The following is a 15,554-nucleotide window of genomic DNA, read 5'->3' as shown; positions in this document are numbered from 1 at the left end:
TCGAATTCGTATCAAGCTATAGAAGAGTGTGGGACTGCATTCAGTGTAACGTGAGTCAGTTTTGTCCGGCTAGGAAGTTAATTCCTTCAATATTCATCAATTGATTAATTATTGAAACTGGCTTTATCCTGCTGAAGCCGTGCTTTACTTGGCTCTTTTAAGTTGATTACATGAATATCATTTAAACAAAAATCTGGCCTTTCATGTAGAGCACGCCGTCGCCAGATACTCTTACTTGTTCGCCAGTAACTTCACAGTGCAAAATACCTCCGCGCTGAGAAGCTTGGTAAGCGACCAGTGATGCTTTGCCTAACGCTTCTGCCCAGAACGGTGCTAACCCAGCGTGAATCGAGCCAGTTACGGGGTCTTCGTCACCACCATTTGCAGGCCAAAAGTAACGCGATACAAAGTCTTGTTGATCACCTTTCGCGGTAACGACCACATCGTAAGGAGCGAGTGTCTTGAGGTGCTCTGAACGGTATTGAACCTCAAGTACCTCCTGCTGGTTGCCGACCACCACGAAATACGCTTGAGGGCTAAGCAGTACGCGTTCCACATCGCAACTTAGGCCATCAATCAATGCCGAGGGAATATCAGAAACGGCTTTTGGAGGACGAGCAGGGAACGTCATCTCGATCTTACCTTGCGCATTCTTCTCTACGGTGAGGGTTCCTACTTCCAGAGTATGAAATTCAATCGTGCCATTAATGCCAAACTCATCAAACAGCACTAACGAAGAGGCCAGTGTTGCGTGTCCACAGAAATCGATTTCAGTAATCGGAGAGAACCAACGAATCTCATATCGGTTTGCGCCAATGGATTTTAGAAAAGCCGTTTCCGACAAGTTGTTTTCTGTCGCGATATTTTGCATCAATTCTGGGGCTAGCCATTCCTCTAACGGTACGACCGCTGCTGAGTTGCCTTTGAATTGCGTATCGGTGAAGGCGTCCACCACGTAGATATCCAATTCCATTTTCCTTCCTTGTTCCGTGAGCGATTAATTAGCATAAACCAAGTGCAATTAAGAGAGTAAGAAATTTGTGTTAGAATCTTAAAGTGTCAAAATTATAGATTATTTTGTGTTTTTTGATACTTACTGACAAGGATTCGGACTGCTGGGTACTTACACTAGTGTTGAATTCATTGAAAGGAAGAAAAACATGAAAGCGATCTACAAATCAGTTTTGGCATTGAGTGTTTTTGCGGTCGGTTCTGCCCATGCATTTGAACTCGTGAGTAGAGATATTCAAGAAGGCCACCCGATGGCGAAGACGTTTGAATACTCTGGTTGGGGATGTGATGGCGGGAATCAATCACCACAATTGATGTGGAAAGAAGCTCCAAAGGGCACAAAAAGTTTTGCGATCACCGTGTATGACCCCGATGCACCAACAGGCAGTGGTTTTTGGCATTGGATAGCGTTTAATATTCCATCCACCGTTAGCGAACTGCCTCGAGGCATTGATATGAACAAGTTAGGCGGCAAAGAATCTCGTATTGACTACGGCACAACGGGGTTCGGCGGCGCGTGTCCTCCAAAGAATGATGGGATGCATCGTTACCAGTTTACGGTGTGGGCATTGCCAACTGAAGAACTGAAATTGGATGAAAACACGCCACCAGCCATTGTAGGGTTTACTTTGAATAGTGTTGCTTTGGGTAAAACGACATTAACCACGACTTACACGCGATAATTGAATATAAGGGGAGAGAATGGGTCACCAATATCAGGTTACGCTGTTTCGTGCGGAGCAGCAGCAGAAGCTTCGTAATGTCAGGATTCACTCCCCAAGCCTTATTCAGATTGTTAAGGGGAGTAAACATCTTTTCTGGAAAGATGGAGTACTCGACATCCATCATCCAAATATCATGCTTTGTGAAGCAAATGCATCCCTAAATTTTGAAAATCTTCCTCTACAAGGGCGATTTCTTTCTCGAATGTTCAGTTTTCACTGTGTGCCTAGCGATGAAATGTTGGAGCTAAGCATGAGCAACGCATTAGGAAACTATGTACCCGTTGTTGAGACAGATAAAGCATTGCAAGCGACGTTAAATGCTTTGTTTTCGTTTGAGCGGGAAAGCTTAAGTGAAGCGACACAACGCTATTGGATTATGGGCCTATATCAGCAGCTAGCTGAGAGAGGGTTATTGCATCGGTTGTTCTCGAGTTCACATATCTCTTTTAGTCAGAAACTTAGTCGTTACTTATCGCGCTCTCCAGGGGAGGAGCATCCATTAGATATGGTCGCGGGGCACTTTGCTATGAGCCGAGCAACATTGATACGAAAACTGAAACAAGAAGGTACTCAGTATCGTGAAGTATTGGCAGAAGTGCGCTTAAATCACGCACTTTACTTGATGCAAAATGGCTCGTATAACGTTGCTATTCTCGCACAGTTGTGTGGTTATCAGTCAGAGGGGCGTTTTAGCCAACGCTTTAAAAGTAAGTTCGGCCTAACGCCCAGCGAGTATATTAAAACGGTAGTGAGTTAATGTTTTACCGCTTTTGTATTTTTTGTGCTTTTTAGGTTAGTCATAATATTTGGCCTTCATTCGCAATGCTACATTCACCAAAGCAATCAACACAGGCACTTCGATCAGCGGGCCAATGACACCAGCAAAAGCTTGGTCTGAGTTTAGGCCAAACACCGCGATAGAAACCGCAATTGCCAATTCAAAGTTGTTGCCTGTTGCCGTGAAAGCAATCGATGCGTTTTTGTCGTAGTCGATGCCCATTTTCTTACCAACGAAGAAGCTGACAAAGAACATCAACACAAAGTAGATAGCCAGTGGAATTGCTACACGGAATACATCCATTGGCAGTTCAAGAATCATTTCACCTTTCAAGCTGAACATCAGTACGATGGTCGCAAGTAGGGCGATAAGCGTAATTGGTGAAATGCGTGGGATGAACACGTCGTTGTACCATTGTTCACCTTTCGCAGCGACTAGCCATTTACGGCTTAGGAAGCCCGCTAGGAATGGGATACCAAGGTAAATCAGAACACTTTCCGCGATGTCCATCATCGAGATATCAACCACGAAACCTTCGTAACCAAAGACTGGTGGTAATACAGTGATGAATAACCATGCCATCACACTGTAAGTCACGATTTGGAAAGCGCTGTTTAGTGCAACTAGGGCTGCACCGTATTCTTTGTTACCGCCACCGATATCGTTCCATACCAATACCATGGCAATACAACGAGCAAGACCGATCAGAATGATACCAACCATGTAACCCGGATGATCACCTAGGAAAGTCAATGCAAGGATGAACATTAAAATAGGGCCGACAATCCAGTTCATGACTAAAGACAGCGTGATCGCTTTTTTATCTTTCGTCACTGTACCTAGCAGGTTGTAGTTCACCTTTGCTAGCGGCGGGTACATCATCAAAATCAAACCAATCGCGAGCGGTACGTTCGTGCTGCCGACTGACATTGACTCATTCCACTCAGCAACTTGAGGGAACGCTGCGCCAATACCTACACCGATTGCCATTGCAACAAAAATCCACACCGTTAGGTAACGGTCCAAGAAGCTCATTTTGTCGCTGGCACTATTTAAAACTTGAGTAGTCATAGTGTTCTCTTATTCGTTTATCGTCGAAAGGCGATAGTTGAAGGTATAGTTTATCTCTGCACGCCTGACCAGCGTGCAAAGGGAATTAATCAAAGAACTTGGAAAAGCCTAGATTGAACTGATCAAACGCGTCGCGTTGAATGCGGTAACACACCTTAGGTGGGTTTGGCTCGGCGCTGATAAAGCCTGCTTGCTTGAGAATACGCAAGTGCTCGGAAACAGTAGATTGCGCAAGACCCAGTTCAGAAACCAAATCACTGTTCAAACAACCGCCCATGGTATCGAGCGTGTGCAGGATATGCAGAATGCGCAAACGTGCTGGATGCGACAAAGCTTTTGCTTGCGCTGCGAGAGTTTGTTCTTTCTCGAGCTGTTGTTGCGTTGTCTGAAAAACAACTTCGCACGTGTCCTTGCACTTATCACTCATTCGCTGGCCTTAATAGTTAATCGTCGAATTGCGATAAAGTGTACGCCTGCTCTGTGGAAGATGCAACAACTCGATGAAAAAATTAATCGTAAAATAACGATGAATAAAAAATTGAAAAAATATATGTTTTAAAAACAGTGATATAATAAAAAATTAAGTAGGTTACTAAAAGTTAACTAATTGCACTATATTTCTAGGTTACCATAATAAACCACACCCGACGCACAATGGTTACTGCGTCATCTTGTGAACTTATTTAAAGGTAATCCCATGAGCAACGTACTGATCATCAATGCACACGAACCATCACCATATTCAGAAGGTCGTCTAAATGCTTCTCTTGTCGACAAAGCACAGACGCTTCTGCAAGCAAAAGGCCATGAGGTTCGCGTTGTGACAATGCAAGATGAGATCAACGTAGATGAGCAACTCGCACACTTTGAGTGGGCTGATCGCGTGATCATCCAAAGCCCAATCAACTGGATGTCTGTGCCTTGGTCATTCAAAAAATACATGGACGACGTGTTTACTGCGGGTATGGGCGGCGCACTATGTGCATTCGATGGCCGTAGCGCAGAAGAACCAAAGAAAAACTATGGTACAGGCGGCACTCAAACCAACAGCAAATACATGCTGTCACTGACATTCAACGCGCCAGAAGAATCGTTTGATGATGAGAACGAATACCTATTCCAAGGTAAAGGCGTGGACGATTTGATGTTCCACATGCACGCTAACTTCCGCTTCTTTGGTATGTCAGCACTGCCTACATTTGCTTGTTACGACGTGATGAAGAACGCAGATATCGAAAACGATTTTGTTCGTTTCGAAGCGCACATTAACGAAAACTTCTAATCCTTTTAGAAAGATAGTGCGAACTGAATGATGAATTGAGATGGACTGCTACATGCGGTCCATTTTTATTTGTTTGCGGCGAGGTGACGTTTTTATTACTCTAAAGCACTAAATGTATCTAGCTTACTTTTCATTACCTAGATTAGGTGCGTATCTTGAGGTGTATTGTGGAAAGCAGAATCAGTGTAGATAGCAAAGGTCGTAAGTCAGTGGCGAACGTATGTGCGGAGCCATGTGCTATCGAGAAAGGGATGCGTCTAATTGGTGGTAAATGGAAAGGTTCTCTGATTTATCATTTGAAAGACGGCCCAGTTCGTTTCAATGACTTAGCACGCATGCTAGGCGGTGCAAGTAAAAAGATGATCGACCAACGTCTTAAAGAGCTAGAAGCGGAAGGTATGGTGGTGCGTAAAGTGATCAGCGACCGCCCAATTGCAGTCAGCTATGAACTAACAGAGTTCGGCCGTACCGCACTTAAGATTCTTGATGATTTGCGAATTTGGTCTGAAAAGCATCAAATTGAGCTTCGTTAAGACCAAAGTAGTTAATCGCAAACGTCACTCTCTTTTGAAAGCTGATTAACAATACATCGCCGTTTATACCCAAGTAACTTAGATGTGCTTCATTAAAATCGTAATTTGTTTCGTAAAACAACGTACTCTTTCGAGTCAGGCATATCGAAGCTACTTGAGCATAATCGTACTTTTTAAGTTTTTGATTTTTAGTTATTATTTTATCATACTTAATAAGTTGTAGAATAAATCACTCACTTCAGTTGAATTTAAAAAAGCACTATTTAATTCCAGTTTCTTTTCAAAATCGGAATATTTATCGAATTCCTCTTTCTCAACTAAACCTATTGGTGAGTTGTCGTTAACGTGGCTTTCATATTTTTTGATGGTATATAATTTAGACTTTTCGTCAAAATATTGAATTATCTTAATGTTAACGTCAGGTCTCTCCGTATTATACGTGATCGTAATTTTTTCATAATCTTTATTAATCGGAGTCGTAAGTCCTGTAGGGTAGATGATTTTAAACCCATTAATGTCATTCTTCTTCGTGCTTTTATAATGTTTTGAGTATGAAAAGTTTTCAATTGCACTTTTAGTGACGATAATTGACTCACCTTTCTTTAAACCGTATTCGGTACATTCATAATCGTCAACAACCGTAGAATTTCTTTTCTTTTCAATCAGGTAGGACATGCTTGCAGATGTCCCTCCGTGTTCCAGTTTTTGTTGGTTTACAGAACAATAGAAATGACCTTTTTCCACCGTCATTGCGTTGATTTGTTCCGGATTTGAAATGGTGGGATGTATATCTTTTGCTGGATCGTTGTCGCTTCCTCCTGAACCGCATCCAACTAATCCGATACAAACGGCCATATAAAGCAAAGAGATTTTATTCATACTGTATTTCTCAATTAAGATGTGTGATTGCAAATAACGATTAATTATATTTATATAAAGTGAAAATTTTTATTTTTAATTGAACGGTGTTTTATTTGTAATTTAATCGTTTGCTTTTATTTTGTCTCTTACGGTATCTATGTTTTCATTTATGGTATGAATTATTAGAATTGCACAATTGTGGGCTGCAATAGGATAATAATCGCTAGCCAACTACTTGTGTAGATACCGTTATGATTTATATATCCGTTAAGTCTAAGTTTTTAGTCTTAATTTCATGTATTTATCGTGAAAGTGACTTAGAAGTAAATACTTAACGTCGTTTGAGGGGAGCCTGAGCTTCACTGATCTCGTTTTTCATCAAGGCGTTGTATAATGAACAAGGACTCTATTTCCAACTTGTTGATACATATCAGATCTCACGGATCTGATATGCATTCCAAGTTATTCTCACTGAGGCAAGAATCCTAGCTTATTTAAGGATAGAAAGTTTACTTGGGTGTAGAAGATATTAGTAATCCAATGTGCCACGGATAGGGTAGTTATTGTTTGGATCGCGAATCCATGCCAATCCGCGTGATAGCGCGCCAAGCTCAGGGCGAACAAACGGGTTGTTTGAAATATCCACCACGTGTAAGTCGCCGTGTTCATTCACCACAAACAGACCTGGTTCTGCGAAATTATGATCGGTTTCCTGTTCAGATCGAGGAATAGATACATACAAGCCTAGCGTTTTCATTTGTTCTTCGGTCAGGCCGTAAGCGATAGGGAAGCTGATTTCGAGTTTCTCTAGATGCCCCTCTAGCTGTGCTTTTGAGTCGCCAGAAACGGCAAGAATATCGACGCCAGCATCAGCGAAAGCCTGTTTGTAACTCTCAAGCTCGTTGAGGTACTTAGTACAAAGAGGGCAGTGTTTACCACGATAAACGAATACTGCTTGCCAAGTCGCATCACCTTGCGGCTGACCCAACGTCACGCTTGAACCATCTAGCAAAGTGGCTTGAAGATGAGGGAAGCTGTCGCCCGCTTTAAGTTTCACTGAAGTTGCCATATTGACTCCCGAATTGGTGGTGTATATCCATGAATGCCCCTTTCTCAACAAAGCGATTGGGGGATGAGACTTCAATGTAGACTCTGTTTTGCGGTGTTTCAACTAGTTAACTTTTAGTAACCTGAAATAAGGTAGTAGAGTGCAAAAGATGAAAAAGCAGAACTTAAGATACAACGAAGTGGGGGTGTAGTATCAGGAGCTAAGTTCTGCTTGAGGTTAGGCTATGACCACTGGAACATATCGTTAAGATAAACCAGAGTCATCACTTCTATTTTATTACTCGATTGAGCTAGGCGTTGGCGAAAAAAGTACGCCATCATTGGCTTCTTCATTTTTTCCTCCTTTAGCTGACGAGTAAATTATGTGTATAAAAGGGGATATAAAAAAGAGAGTGCTTTTGTTGGCTTTTTTCCTAATAACGTAAATATATGGGGCTTTAAAGCCGAATTTGGAGGTTAATTGTGGAAAAGGGGAACAGATAATTAGGAAGTTTTCTTATTTTATTACCGCCAACTTAAGTAAACTATTCCTATCCACAAACTTCACAGATCTAAGGTTGATTCAGTGTCTGATCTCAATTTGTTTCGCTATTACCAACGATTACTCTCGTTTAGCGTTGGTGATGAAACAAAAACCACGTTACAGGACATTGCCGACATCATGTTCACTTCTTCTCGGCATGCTCGTAGCCTGCTAACGCAGATGCAGCAGAAGGCGTGGTTGAGCTGGCACCCGAAAGCTGGGCGGAACCAACGATCGACTCTTATTCTGAATATGGAGTTAGACGTTTTAAAAGAGAGCTTGGCTCTTGAACGTATCAAGTTAGGCAAGTATGAAAAAGCACTGGCGATATTAGATGAAGACGAAATGGCATTTGGCCGTTTGTTAAAAACAACGTCTGGTGCTTCTGTTCAAGAAGGACAGCTCAATATTCAATTAACCTATAAGCGAATGTTTGAGCGCGTCGTTCCACATCAACTTCAGCGTAGCAGCGAACGTTTCTTATTAAGGCAAATCTATTGTTGCTTAGTTTCGAGTGATAACAATGGGAAAGTGCAACCAGAACTCGCACATCACTGGCGTTATGACGAAGACACCTACGAATGGACTTTCTACCTTCGTCCAGGTCTGACTTTTCATAATGGTAATTCCATTGATGCAGAAACAGTGGTTAGCTTGTTTGCAAAGTTGAGTTCACTACAGTACTACGAAAAAGAGTTGGCACATGTTGCTAACATTACTGCGCCAACGCCATTGAAAGTTGTTTTTAAGCTTAATCGAGCTGACTTGGGCTTTGCTGGACTTATTTCTGGAGTGAAATACGGCATTCAACCAGTAAGCCAAGTTAACGTAGCGAATAACAAGCTGGTGGTCGGAAGTGGCCCATTCTCTGTTGTCGAGCACAATGAAAGTCGTTTAAAACTGCAAGCATTTAATGGTTACTATGCATGTAGAGTTCTAACGGATTTGGTGACTATCTGGATTGTTAATGACGAGCAGATGGAGAACCCGTCATTGGCAGCAAATACGTTGCAAAGGGATGCGTCGCCCGCGGAGGATTTGTGTGGACACTATATGTCGACGCAAAACCGAGAAAACTCATCGGCGAGCAAGCGTAGCCGAGTAGAAGATGGTTGTTTATTCGCCTTATTTAATCAGCACGCTAAGCACAAACTCTCTTTAGCGCAGCGCCGTTATATTAGTGAGCTAATTCAACCTGAGCACTTGGCCGAAGTGATGCGCCGCGAGAATATTGTGTTTGGGAGTATACCCGCTTATAACCTGCTACCAGGTTGGAAGCCAGTGCTCCGTCCGTTCAGTGAGCCGCTTAAGTTACCTAAACACATTACGATAGCAGGATATAACTATACCGCATTGCGTCGCTGTGCGCGGGCTATTTCTAATCGTTTGGCGAGTGTTGGCAGTAAAGTAGAAATTGTTATGTATTCCTACCGTGAGCTGAACGAGAAGGCTAAGAACGGTGAGCTAAATGAGACAATGGTCGTAACGAACATAAACCTAGATGATAATCGTCATGCCTCAGCGTTCACGAACTTCTTCAGCAACGCTGTGCTATTCCACACTTTGGGAGAAAAGAACGCACAATGGTTAGATGAACAACTACAGAGAGTCAGATCTTTCGTTCCACTTGAGGACTACCTTAATGCATTGGAGCCAATTGCATCGACGTTGATCAGCGAATACTGGATTGCACCCATGTTCCACCATACACAAACTTTGCGTTTCCAAGGCGTTTTAGAAGACGTCGCTCTTACTAACTGGGGTTGGCCAGATATTCGCTCGGTGTGGTCGGCGGATTAACTGCTTTAGTTATTGAGCAAAGTGCTGCTTCACAAATTCAATGAAGGCTCTGGTTTTCGCCGATTGATAGATGAGCTGCGGATACACCAAGTAAACCGCGTTGTGCTGGTGGTCGGTTTCTTCCGATAGAACCTGCACTAGACGGCCGTGCTCAACGTCTTGTTCGACAAAGTAACTTGCTAACCGAGCAATGCCATTGCCAGACAGGGCTGATTCTTTGAGTAAGCGGTTTTCATTGCTTGAAAGCCAACCTTGGGTTTGAACTGTTCCCGTTTTTAACGGCCACTCTTTTTGATGCAATGTGGTTAAGCATTGATGCTCTTGTAAATCATCTAATGTCTCCGGCGTACCTTCTTCTTGCAGATACTGAGGAGAGGCAACCAGCCAGTGGTGGTAGTCCAAAAGGTGATGAGCAATCATATTCTCTGGCGGCGTTCTTGTCGCTCGAAACGCAAAATCAACGCTGGTTTCCGTCAGATTAAACGCTTGATAGCTAGAAAGAATCTCGAACTCTACGTTTGGATGTAAAGCGCGAAACGCTACGCACAAATCATGCAGCACCGCTTCAGCAAACATCTTGGGAGCGGTAAGACGAATCAGACCGTCTATTTGTTCAGATCGCTGACTTAAACTCTTTTCCATTTCCATTACGCGGCGTTTGAGATCTTCCGCTTGTGCAAAGATCGATTCACCTTCTGCTGTTAGTCTCACGCTGCGTGTGGTTCGAACAATCAAAGGCGTGGCGAGTTCCGATTCCAAACGCTTGATTTGTTCCGACAGGTAACTTTTAGAAATGCCAAGTTGCTCTGCTGCTCTAGAAAAGTTGAGTGTTTGAGCCACTTCAGCAAACAGCATCAGTTTTTCGATTCTCTTATAATCTGCCATCTTTATTGCTCGCTTTAATTGTTCGGTAACGAGGAAAATGAATTCGATTTTACGGTATTAAACTAATTTTTACGAACGGTAAGATGGTTCGAGTTAATTTAAGAAATTGAAGATGCAGAAATCGGAAAAGTGAGAATAACGATGAACAATCCAACACTACCGCTCGCCAAAACCTTACCTAACGTTAGCCGCTTGGTCTTCGGCTGTATGGGACTTGGAGGGGAGTGGAATCGCAACCCATTAACCGCCCAAGATGAAAACCAAGCTTATGCCGCTGTAGAGGCAGCATTAGAGGTTGGCATCAATCTCTTTGATCATGCGGATATCTACAAATTCGGTAAGGCTGAAGAAGTGTTTGGGCGCATCTTAGCCAATGACTCAACCTTACGAGAACGAATGTATCTGCAATCAAAGTGCGGCATCCGTCTAGGAGATGAGCAAGGTGTTAAGCAGTATGACTTCTCTGCCAAATGGGTGACGGCTTCTGTTGAGGGCATTCTTGAACGCCTTGGCGTGGAAAATCTTGATGTTTTGATGCTGCATCGTCCTGATCCTTTGGTTGAATTTGAAGAACTGGGCACAACGCTAAAAGCCCTGAAACAAGCTGGCAAAGTTAACCACTTCGGTGTTTCTAACATGAACAGTGCTCAAATTGACCTTCTTCAACAAGCAACGGGCGAAGTTGTTGTGGCGAACCAGTTGGAAATGAGTCTGGCTAAGTCTGACTTTATTAAGCAAGGCATGGGGCTTCCTTCGTCGGAATCTGACTACGTTGCGGGAACACTGGAACATGCCCGTAAGCATAATATCCAGCTGCAAGCGTGGGGCAGTATGGCGCAAGGAAGATTCTCAGAGCGTGGTTTACATTCTGATGATCACAACACCAGACAGACGGCGGAGATGGTAATGGCGCTAGCAGCTGAATATGGCGTGTCGTCTGAGGCGATTGTTTTAGCCTTCCTGACGCGTCATCCAAACCAAATTCAGCCTGTTATTGGTACTGCAAACCCACAGCGTATTCGCGCTTGTGCTCAAGTAGAGAACGTCACGCTATCACGTAGCCATTGGTATGGCTTGTTCGAGAAAACCCTTGGTCATGAGATCCCGTAGGAGAGAAAAATGAAATACGTACAAGTTCAAACTCTGATTCAAACGGCATTGGAAATTGCGACTGCTCGCAAGCAAAACATTGCGGTTGCCGTGGTTGATACACATGGAGAATTGCTCGGTTTTGCCCGAATGGATGATGTGAGTGTGCAAGCAGGTTTGTTGGCACAGAACAAAGCTTACACCTCGGCTAGAGACCGTCAGCCTAGTGGCAATCTGGGCGCTTGGGCTCGTGAGACAGGTAAGCAGTTGAGTTATTGGACTGACCCGAAGATCACAGGCTTTATGGGTGGTGTGCCTATAGAACAAGAGGAGAAAGTCGTCGGTGCAATTGGCATTAGCGGTTTGGCTGAGCAAGATGATGAAGCACTTGCGATGGAAGTATTAAACGCGCGTTGAGTATAATGTTTATCAGTAGGTGTGATGCTTTGTCCAGCTTTGTACTCACTGTAGGGACTCAAGTTCACAGGCTTCGTCGAGTCACAATGCTATCTAATAGCCTGAAGTAAGCAGAAGTTGAAATCGCGAACTATGATTAATTTATTTGAAAGCTTTGAGGCCTAAATATGTTTCATAAGGTATTCGTTTCGCTATTTTTTGTTCTCCTCTCAGGCTGTGGTACGAGTGACAGCGCGTTAAAAGAGAGCGGTTATGATGAAGCTTATATCCAAGGCTTTCATGACGGTCGGCATAGTGGTATGCAAGAGGCAGGGAATGATTTTGAACACTATATTAAGGATGAAACAAGGTATCAAACCGACTCAGATTATCGGCAAGGCTGGGATGCTGGTGAGGTAGAGGGTAACAAGTTACAAAAGCAGGCGACCGCGATAGGACAAGGCATGATTGATAATTCATATGAAGAACGTGATGTCTTTGATCCTGATAAAGTGGCGAAAGATGCAATAAAAGGCGTTGATACATCGGAACTGAAAAGCCTAGAGTAACGGACTGATATAAAGAATAAAACTCGTCATTTGACGAGTTTTATTTTTGTCTAAACGATTCATGTTTCAACGCTCAACAGGGCATTCATCGTTTGGGTATGAGTAATGTGGTTAATCACCTTTCTTGTTCTTTTGTTCAAGGATTAACGATAACAGGCGAACGAGCAGGGACTGAGCTTCCGGTGAGAGCAATCGCGCCACGGCCGTTAAGTCATTTGCTGTGACATGCTGAACATCACGTACATCTAAAGCAATATCTAGGTCAGTCAAATGAAGCGAACGCAATATGGCACGATATTGTGAGAGTTTAAGATCGGACTCTCCGCGCTCGATCCTTTGATATGTTTTTACGCTCATTCCAGCGATGTTTGCCATTTGCTCACGGGAGAGGCCATTCGATTTTCGTCTTGCGATCAGTGCTTGAATTATAGGGTCTACCTGCATGTGCTCTCCTGAAAGGACAGTTTTGACCTAAACGGAGCAAGAAGTGGACCAGTTTAACCACTACATATTTACCTGCTTTGCAATCAGTATAAAAATAACTGTCTTATAAAAACGTAAATATTTTAGTCAGTTATTAACTCAATGGAAAAGTATCAATCATACAAATCAATAGAAACGAAAGCTTCTATTCGCAAAATGCAACGCATTTTAGATCATTTATTTAGTGAAATTGATCAGCAACATCGTGAGACTAAAGAGAATGTTGTGACACTGATTCAACAGTCACAACAGCGATTGATGAACTACAAAGAGCTTTACCTTCACAAAGAATCGATAAGTGAAGTAGAGCTGCGGATGGCGCATGAAAATATGAGTGAGACTGAGAAGCAGGTCGCCGATATGGGTATTCCAGTGTTAACTTATATCATTGGCGCGCTAGATAAAGCGTATTAACACAGTCGTAAAGTCGGGCGATACAAGATTTATGCAATTTCGATCAATTGATGACATCTAAAAGAAAGGATGCAAATGCTGGGGAACCACACCCAGCATTCGGACACTCATTTACCTATATTTTCGAACCGTAAATCAGTGTTTAGAGGTATGTGAACCGAACAGTGTCGGTACGCAGCGAATAATAGCGATATTGTCCGATCTAGGCTACGTCCTTGGAATCTAACACCTTCACTTAAACTGTAAATTAATCTGTACACCCAGCCAAATTGAGCCATTGAGCACGTTCTTCCTTCTCTTTAAGCGATAAAAGACTAATTAGTGACGAAAAAAACAACACATCTTAGGTAAAAGATAAGAGTTGTTAAAATATATCGCTATAAGATTGACCTTTTGCTTTTCAATCGTCCTGCTTATGCCTTACAATCTTTTCGAACCAAATCCATTCATAACGAATGGGGTTGATGAATTAAGATGAACAATTTTGCTTCGAACCCAAAGTTGCGCACATTTCATCAACGATGACATCGCCAAAAATGACTCTCAAGTGTTCATGTGCAAATGATTAACCACCTTTTGTTGCATGTTTTCTTAGCCATACAGGGCTCTTGTAACATAGTGCTCTTGTAACCAAATTTTGACTAAGTCGGAGCGTTTTGTTGTGTGCTTTAGATAAAGCACAACTGGCGAGAAATTAACGGATTGAATTTAGAGGTATTAACCGTGAACCTAAAACTTGTCGGCAGCTCCCTGATCGTTGCAGGTACTGCTCTTGGCGCTGGTATGCTTGCTATACCAATGGTGCTTGCTCAATTTGGCCTCCTTTGGGGCACTCTTCTTATGTTGTTCATCTGGGCTGGAACGACTTATGCTGCGCTGCTCCTTCTTGAAGCCAGTTGCAAAGTAGGTGGTGGTGTGAGCATGAATGCAATTGCTCGCGAAACGCTTGGTAAAGGAGGTCAGTTGGTAACCAACAGCTTGCTTTACGCCCTGTTAGTTTGTCTATTAATGGCTTACATCATTGGTGCGGGTGATCTGGTACAAAAAGTAACAGCCTCAATTGGGCTTCCAACATCTACGATCTCAAGCCAAGTCGGTTTTACTCTTTTAGTTGGTATCATTGTTTCGGCAGGTACAGGGGTAGTAGATAAGCTGAATCGCGGTTTGTTCCTAGGCATGATCGTAGCGCTGATCCTGACACTTTTTGCGCTTGCACCAAGCGTCTCGTTTGAAGGACTTGATGAGGTTGTGAGCGACGATAAAATGGCACTTATCAAAACCAGTTCGGTGCTTTTCACCAGTTTCGGTTTTATGGTCGTGATCCCATCGCTTGTAACTTACAACAAAGAAGCGAGTAAAACACAGCTGCGTAATATGATTATCGTGGGCTCAACTATTCCGCTTGTTTGTTACCTATTATGGTTGTTAGCGGTTGTCGGCAACCTACCACCTCATGAGCTTGTTCAATACTCCAACGTAACAGAGTTGATATCGGTACTAGGTCAGCAATACGAGGGCTTAGAGTTCATCCTATCCATGTTTACTGGTTTGGCACTACTAACGTCGTTCTTAGGTGTTGCAATGGCGCTATACGATCAAAATGCAGACCTACTGAAAGCAAGTAAGCCAGTGATTTTTGTTACTACTTTTGTGCTACCACTATTAGGTGCTGTATTTGCGCCAGAACACTTCCTAGCTATTCTCAGCTACGCGGGGATTATTCTCGTGTTTCTCGCGGTCTTTGTCCCATTATCAATGACCATGAAAGTGCGCCAAGTGCCGGTAGAAGATGACAATATTTATGAAGCTGGTGGCGGCGCAATGGGAATGAGCATGATCTTCCTATTCGGCTGTTTCTTGCTGTTTGCCCAAGCAGTATAAAATCACGCTAGCTTATTTAAAAACTGAGCCGCTCGTAGTCAAACGGGCGGCTTTTTTGTATTCATAGCCGAACCCAGGCCACTCAAAGTCATCAGCATTTGTGATGTTTGACGTTTCTCTGATAATCACGGTTAGCGCTGACTTTTTAGTAAAACTCCTTAGCGAAAGGCTGACATGTACAGTGA

17 protein-coding genes are annotated in these 15,554 nt (G+C 43.0%); 10 read left to right on the top strand and 7 right to left on the bottom strand.

The window, feature by feature from the left end; genetic code table 11:
- Positions 1-181: 181 nt before the first annotated feature.
- On the bottom strand, positions 182-973 hold the full coding sequence (locus tag NL626_RS07340) for a PhzF family phenazine biosynthesis protein (protein ID WP_213873907.1): 792 nt from the start codon (positions 971-973) through the stop codon (positions 182-184).
- Positions 974-1,160: 187 nt separating this feature from the next.
- Between NL626_RS07340 and NL626_RS07335 the strand changes: the two genes are divergently transcribed.
- Positions 1,161-1,694 (top strand): YbhB/YbcL family Raf kinase inhibitor-like protein, encoded by a 534-nt coding sequence (locus NL626_RS07335; RefSeq protein WP_253657172.1) that lies wholly within the window; start codon positions 1,161-1,163, stop codon positions 1,692-1,694.
- 19 nt (positions 1,695-1,713) lie between these two features.
- The gene (locus NL626_RS07330; RefSeq protein ID WP_253657171.1) at positions 1,714-2,493 is read left to right on the top strand and encodes a helix-turn-helix domain-containing protein; all 780 of its coding nucleotides are present in this window, start codon (positions 1,714-1,716) and stop codon (positions 2,491-2,493) included.
- A gap of 36 nt (positions 2,494-2,529) precedes the next feature.
- Here the strand turns inward: NL626_RS07330 and arsB are convergent, their stop codons facing one another.
- Entirely contained in the window at positions 2,530-3,585 is a 1,056-nt protein-coding gene (gene arsB, locus NL626_RS07325) for an ACR3 family arsenite efflux transporter (protein ID WP_042521522.1), read from the bottom strand.
- Between the two features lie 85 nt (positions 3,586-3,670).
- Positions 3,671-4,012, bottom strand: coding sequence for a helix-turn-helix transcriptional regulator (locus NL626_RS07320; RefSeq protein WP_064354579.1), 342 nt, complete (start codon positions 4,010-4,012; stop codon positions 3,671-3,673).
- 270 nt (positions 4,013-4,282) lie between these two features.
- Here NL626_RS07320 and NL626_RS07315 point away from each other — a divergent pair, with 270 nt between their 5' ends.
- Both NL626_RS07315 and NL626_RS07310 read left to right on the top strand, forming a co-directional pair.
- The gene (locus tag NL626_RS07315; protein ID WP_005375454.1) at positions 4,283-4,867 is read left to right on the top strand and encodes an NAD(P)H-dependent oxidoreductase; all 585 of its coding nucleotides are present in this window, start codon (positions 4,283-4,285) and stop codon (positions 4,865-4,867) included.
- A 167-nt stretch (positions 4,868-5,034) separates the two neighbouring features.
- On the top strand, positions 5,035-5,400 hold the full coding sequence (locus NL626_RS07310; protein WP_005375456.1) for a helix-turn-helix domain-containing protein: 366 nt from the start codon (positions 5,035-5,037) through the stop codon (positions 5,398-5,400).
- 195 nt (positions 5,401-5,595) lie between these two features.
- On the opposite strand, the gene NL626_RS07305 is transcribed toward NL626_RS07310, so the two are convergent.
- The gene (locus NL626_RS07305) at positions 5,596-6,279 is read right to left on the bottom strand and encodes a hypothetical protein (RefSeq protein ID WP_005385150.1); all 684 of its coding nucleotides are present in this window, start codon (positions 6,277-6,279) and stop codon (positions 5,596-5,598) included.
- A 511-nt stretch (positions 6,280-6,790) separates the two neighbouring features.
- Positions 6,791-7,330: a redoxin domain-containing protein gene (locus NL626_RS07300; protein WP_005385152.1), complete on the bottom strand. Its 540-nt coding sequence runs from the start codon at positions 7,328-7,330 to the stop codon at positions 6,791-6,793.
- A gap of 564 nt (positions 7,331-7,894) precedes the next feature.
- Here NL626_RS07300 and NL626_RS07295 point away from each other — a divergent pair.
- Positions 7,895-9,652 carry an SgrR family transcriptional regulator gene (locus tag NL626_RS07295; protein ID WP_136976485.1) on the top strand — a complete coding sequence of 586 codons (1,758 nt, stop codon included), beginning with the start codon at positions 7,895-7,897 and terminating at the stop codon, positions 9,650-9,652.
- A 9-nt stretch (positions 9,653-9,661) separates the two neighbouring features.
- On the opposite strand, the gene NL626_RS07290 is transcribed toward NL626_RS07295, so the two are convergent.
- Positions 9,662-10,537 carry a LysR family transcriptional regulator gene (locus tag NL626_RS07290; protein WP_136976484.1) on the bottom strand — a complete coding sequence of 292 codons (876 nt, stop codon included), beginning with the start codon at positions 10,535-10,537 and terminating at the stop codon, positions 9,662-9,664.
- Between the two features lie 141 nt (positions 10,538-10,678).
- Between NL626_RS07290 and NL626_RS07285 the strand changes: the two genes are divergently transcribed.
- The 3 genes from NL626_RS07285 to NL626_RS07275 all read left to right on the top strand — a co-directional run bounded on the left by NL626_RS07285 (position 10,679) and on the right by NL626_RS07275 (position 12,591).
- Positions 10,679-11,647 (top strand): aldo/keto reductase family oxidoreductase, encoded by a 969-nt coding sequence (locus NL626_RS07285; RefSeq protein WP_033906813.1) that lies wholly within the window; start codon positions 10,679-10,681, stop codon positions 11,645-11,647.
- Positions 11,648-11,656: 9 nt separating this feature from the next.
- Complete coding sequence (locus NL626_RS07280) at positions 11,657-12,043, top strand: heme-binding protein (protein ID WP_064369145.1); 387 nt, start codon at positions 11,657-11,659, stop codon at positions 12,041-12,043.
- Between the two features lie 167 nt (positions 12,044-12,210).
- The gene (locus NL626_RS07275; RefSeq protein ID WP_005375467.1) at positions 12,211-12,591 is read left to right on the top strand and encodes a hypothetical protein; all 381 of its coding nucleotides are present in this window, start codon (positions 12,211-12,213) and stop codon (positions 12,589-12,591) included.
- Positions 12,592-12,702: 111 nt separating this feature from the next.
- On the opposite strand, the gene NL626_RS07270 is transcribed toward NL626_RS07275, so the two are convergent.
- Complete coding sequence (locus NL626_RS07270) at positions 12,703-13,035, bottom strand: helix-turn-helix transcriptional regulator (RefSeq protein ID WP_005375470.1); 333 nt, start codon at positions 13,033-13,035, stop codon at positions 12,703-12,705.
- A 141-nt stretch (positions 13,036-13,176) separates the two neighbouring features.
- Here NL626_RS07270 and NL626_RS07265 point away from each other — a divergent pair, with 141 nt between their 5' ends.
- Positions 13,177-13,488: a hypothetical protein gene (locus NL626_RS07265; RefSeq protein WP_005375472.1), complete on the top strand. Its 312-nt coding sequence runs from the start codon at positions 13,177-13,179 to the stop codon at positions 13,486-13,488.
- A gap of 723 nt (positions 13,489-14,211) precedes the next feature.
- Positions 14,212-15,369, top strand: a complete 1,158-nt coding sequence (locus tag NL626_RS07260) for an amino acid permease (protein WP_017821614.1) — start codon at positions 14,212-14,214, stop codon at positions 15,367-15,369.
- Positions 15,370-15,554 lie beyond the last annotated feature (185 nt).

The organism is Vibrio sp. Y58_MX_L22, from assembly GCF_024181865.1.
GTDB classification, from domain to species: Bacteria; Pseudomonadota; Gammaproteobacteria; order Enterobacterales; family Vibrionaceae; genus Vibrio; species Vibrio alginolyticus.
This window is presented reverse-complemented; position numbering and strand designations above follow the sequence as displayed.

What these genes read in the sequence shown, in the direction of transcription:
- NL626_RS07340 (WP_213873907.1), bottom strand. Translation starts at nt 973, where the DNA reads ATGGAATTGGATATCTACGTGGTGGACGCCTTCACCGATACGCAATTC.
- NL626_RS07335 (WP_253657172.1), top strand. Translation starts at nt 1,161, where the DNA reads ATGAAAGCGATCTACAAATCAGTTTTGGCATTGAGTGTTTTTGCGGTC.
- NL626_RS07330 (WP_253657171.1), top strand. Translation starts at nt 1,714, where the DNA reads ATGGGTCACCAATATCAGGTTACGCTGTTTCGTGCGGAGCAGCAGCAG.
- arsB (WP_042521522.1), bottom strand. Translation starts at nt 3,585, where the DNA reads ATGACTACTCAAGTTTTAAATAGTGCCAGCGACAAAATGAGCTTCTTG.
- NL626_RS07320 (WP_064354579.1), bottom strand. Translation starts at nt 4,012, where the DNA reads ATGAGTGATAAGTGCAAGGACACGTGCGAAGTTGTTTTTCAGACAACG.
- NL626_RS07315 (WP_005375454.1), top strand. Translation starts at nt 4,283, where the DNA reads ATGAGCAACGTACTGATCATCAATGCACACGAACCATCACCATATTCA.
- NL626_RS07305 (WP_005385150.1), bottom strand. Translation starts at nt 6,279, where the DNA reads ATGAATAAAATCTCTTTGCTTTATATGGCCGTTTGTATCGGATTAGTT.
- NL626_RS07300 (WP_005385152.1), bottom strand. Translation starts at nt 7,330, where the DNA reads ATGGCAACTTCAGTGAAACTTAAAGCGGGCGACAGCTTCCCTCATCTT.
- NL626_RS07290 (WP_136976484.1), bottom strand. Translation starts at nt 10,537, where the DNA reads ATGGCAGATTATAAGAGAATCGAAAAACTGATGCTGTTTGCTGAAGTG.
- NL626_RS07285 (WP_033906813.1), top strand. Translation starts at nt 10,679, where the DNA reads ATGAACAATCCAACACTACCGCTCGCCAAAACCTTACCTAACGTTAGC.
- NL626_RS07280 (WP_064369145.1), top strand. Translation starts at nt 11,657, where the DNA reads ATGAAATACGTACAAGTTCAAACTCTGATTCAAACGGCATTGGAAATT.
- NL626_RS07275 (WP_005375467.1), top strand. Translation starts at nt 12,211, where the DNA reads ATGTTTCATAAGGTATTCGTTTCGCTATTTTTTGTTCTCCTCTCAGGC.
- NL626_RS07270 (WP_005375470.1), bottom strand. Translation starts at nt 13,035, where the DNA reads ATGCAGGTAGACCCTATAATTCAAGCACTGATCGCAAGACGAAAATCG.
- NL626_RS07265 (WP_005375472.1), top strand. Translation starts at nt 13,177, where the DNA reads ATGGAAAAGTATCAATCATACAAATCAATAGAAACGAAAGCTTCTATT.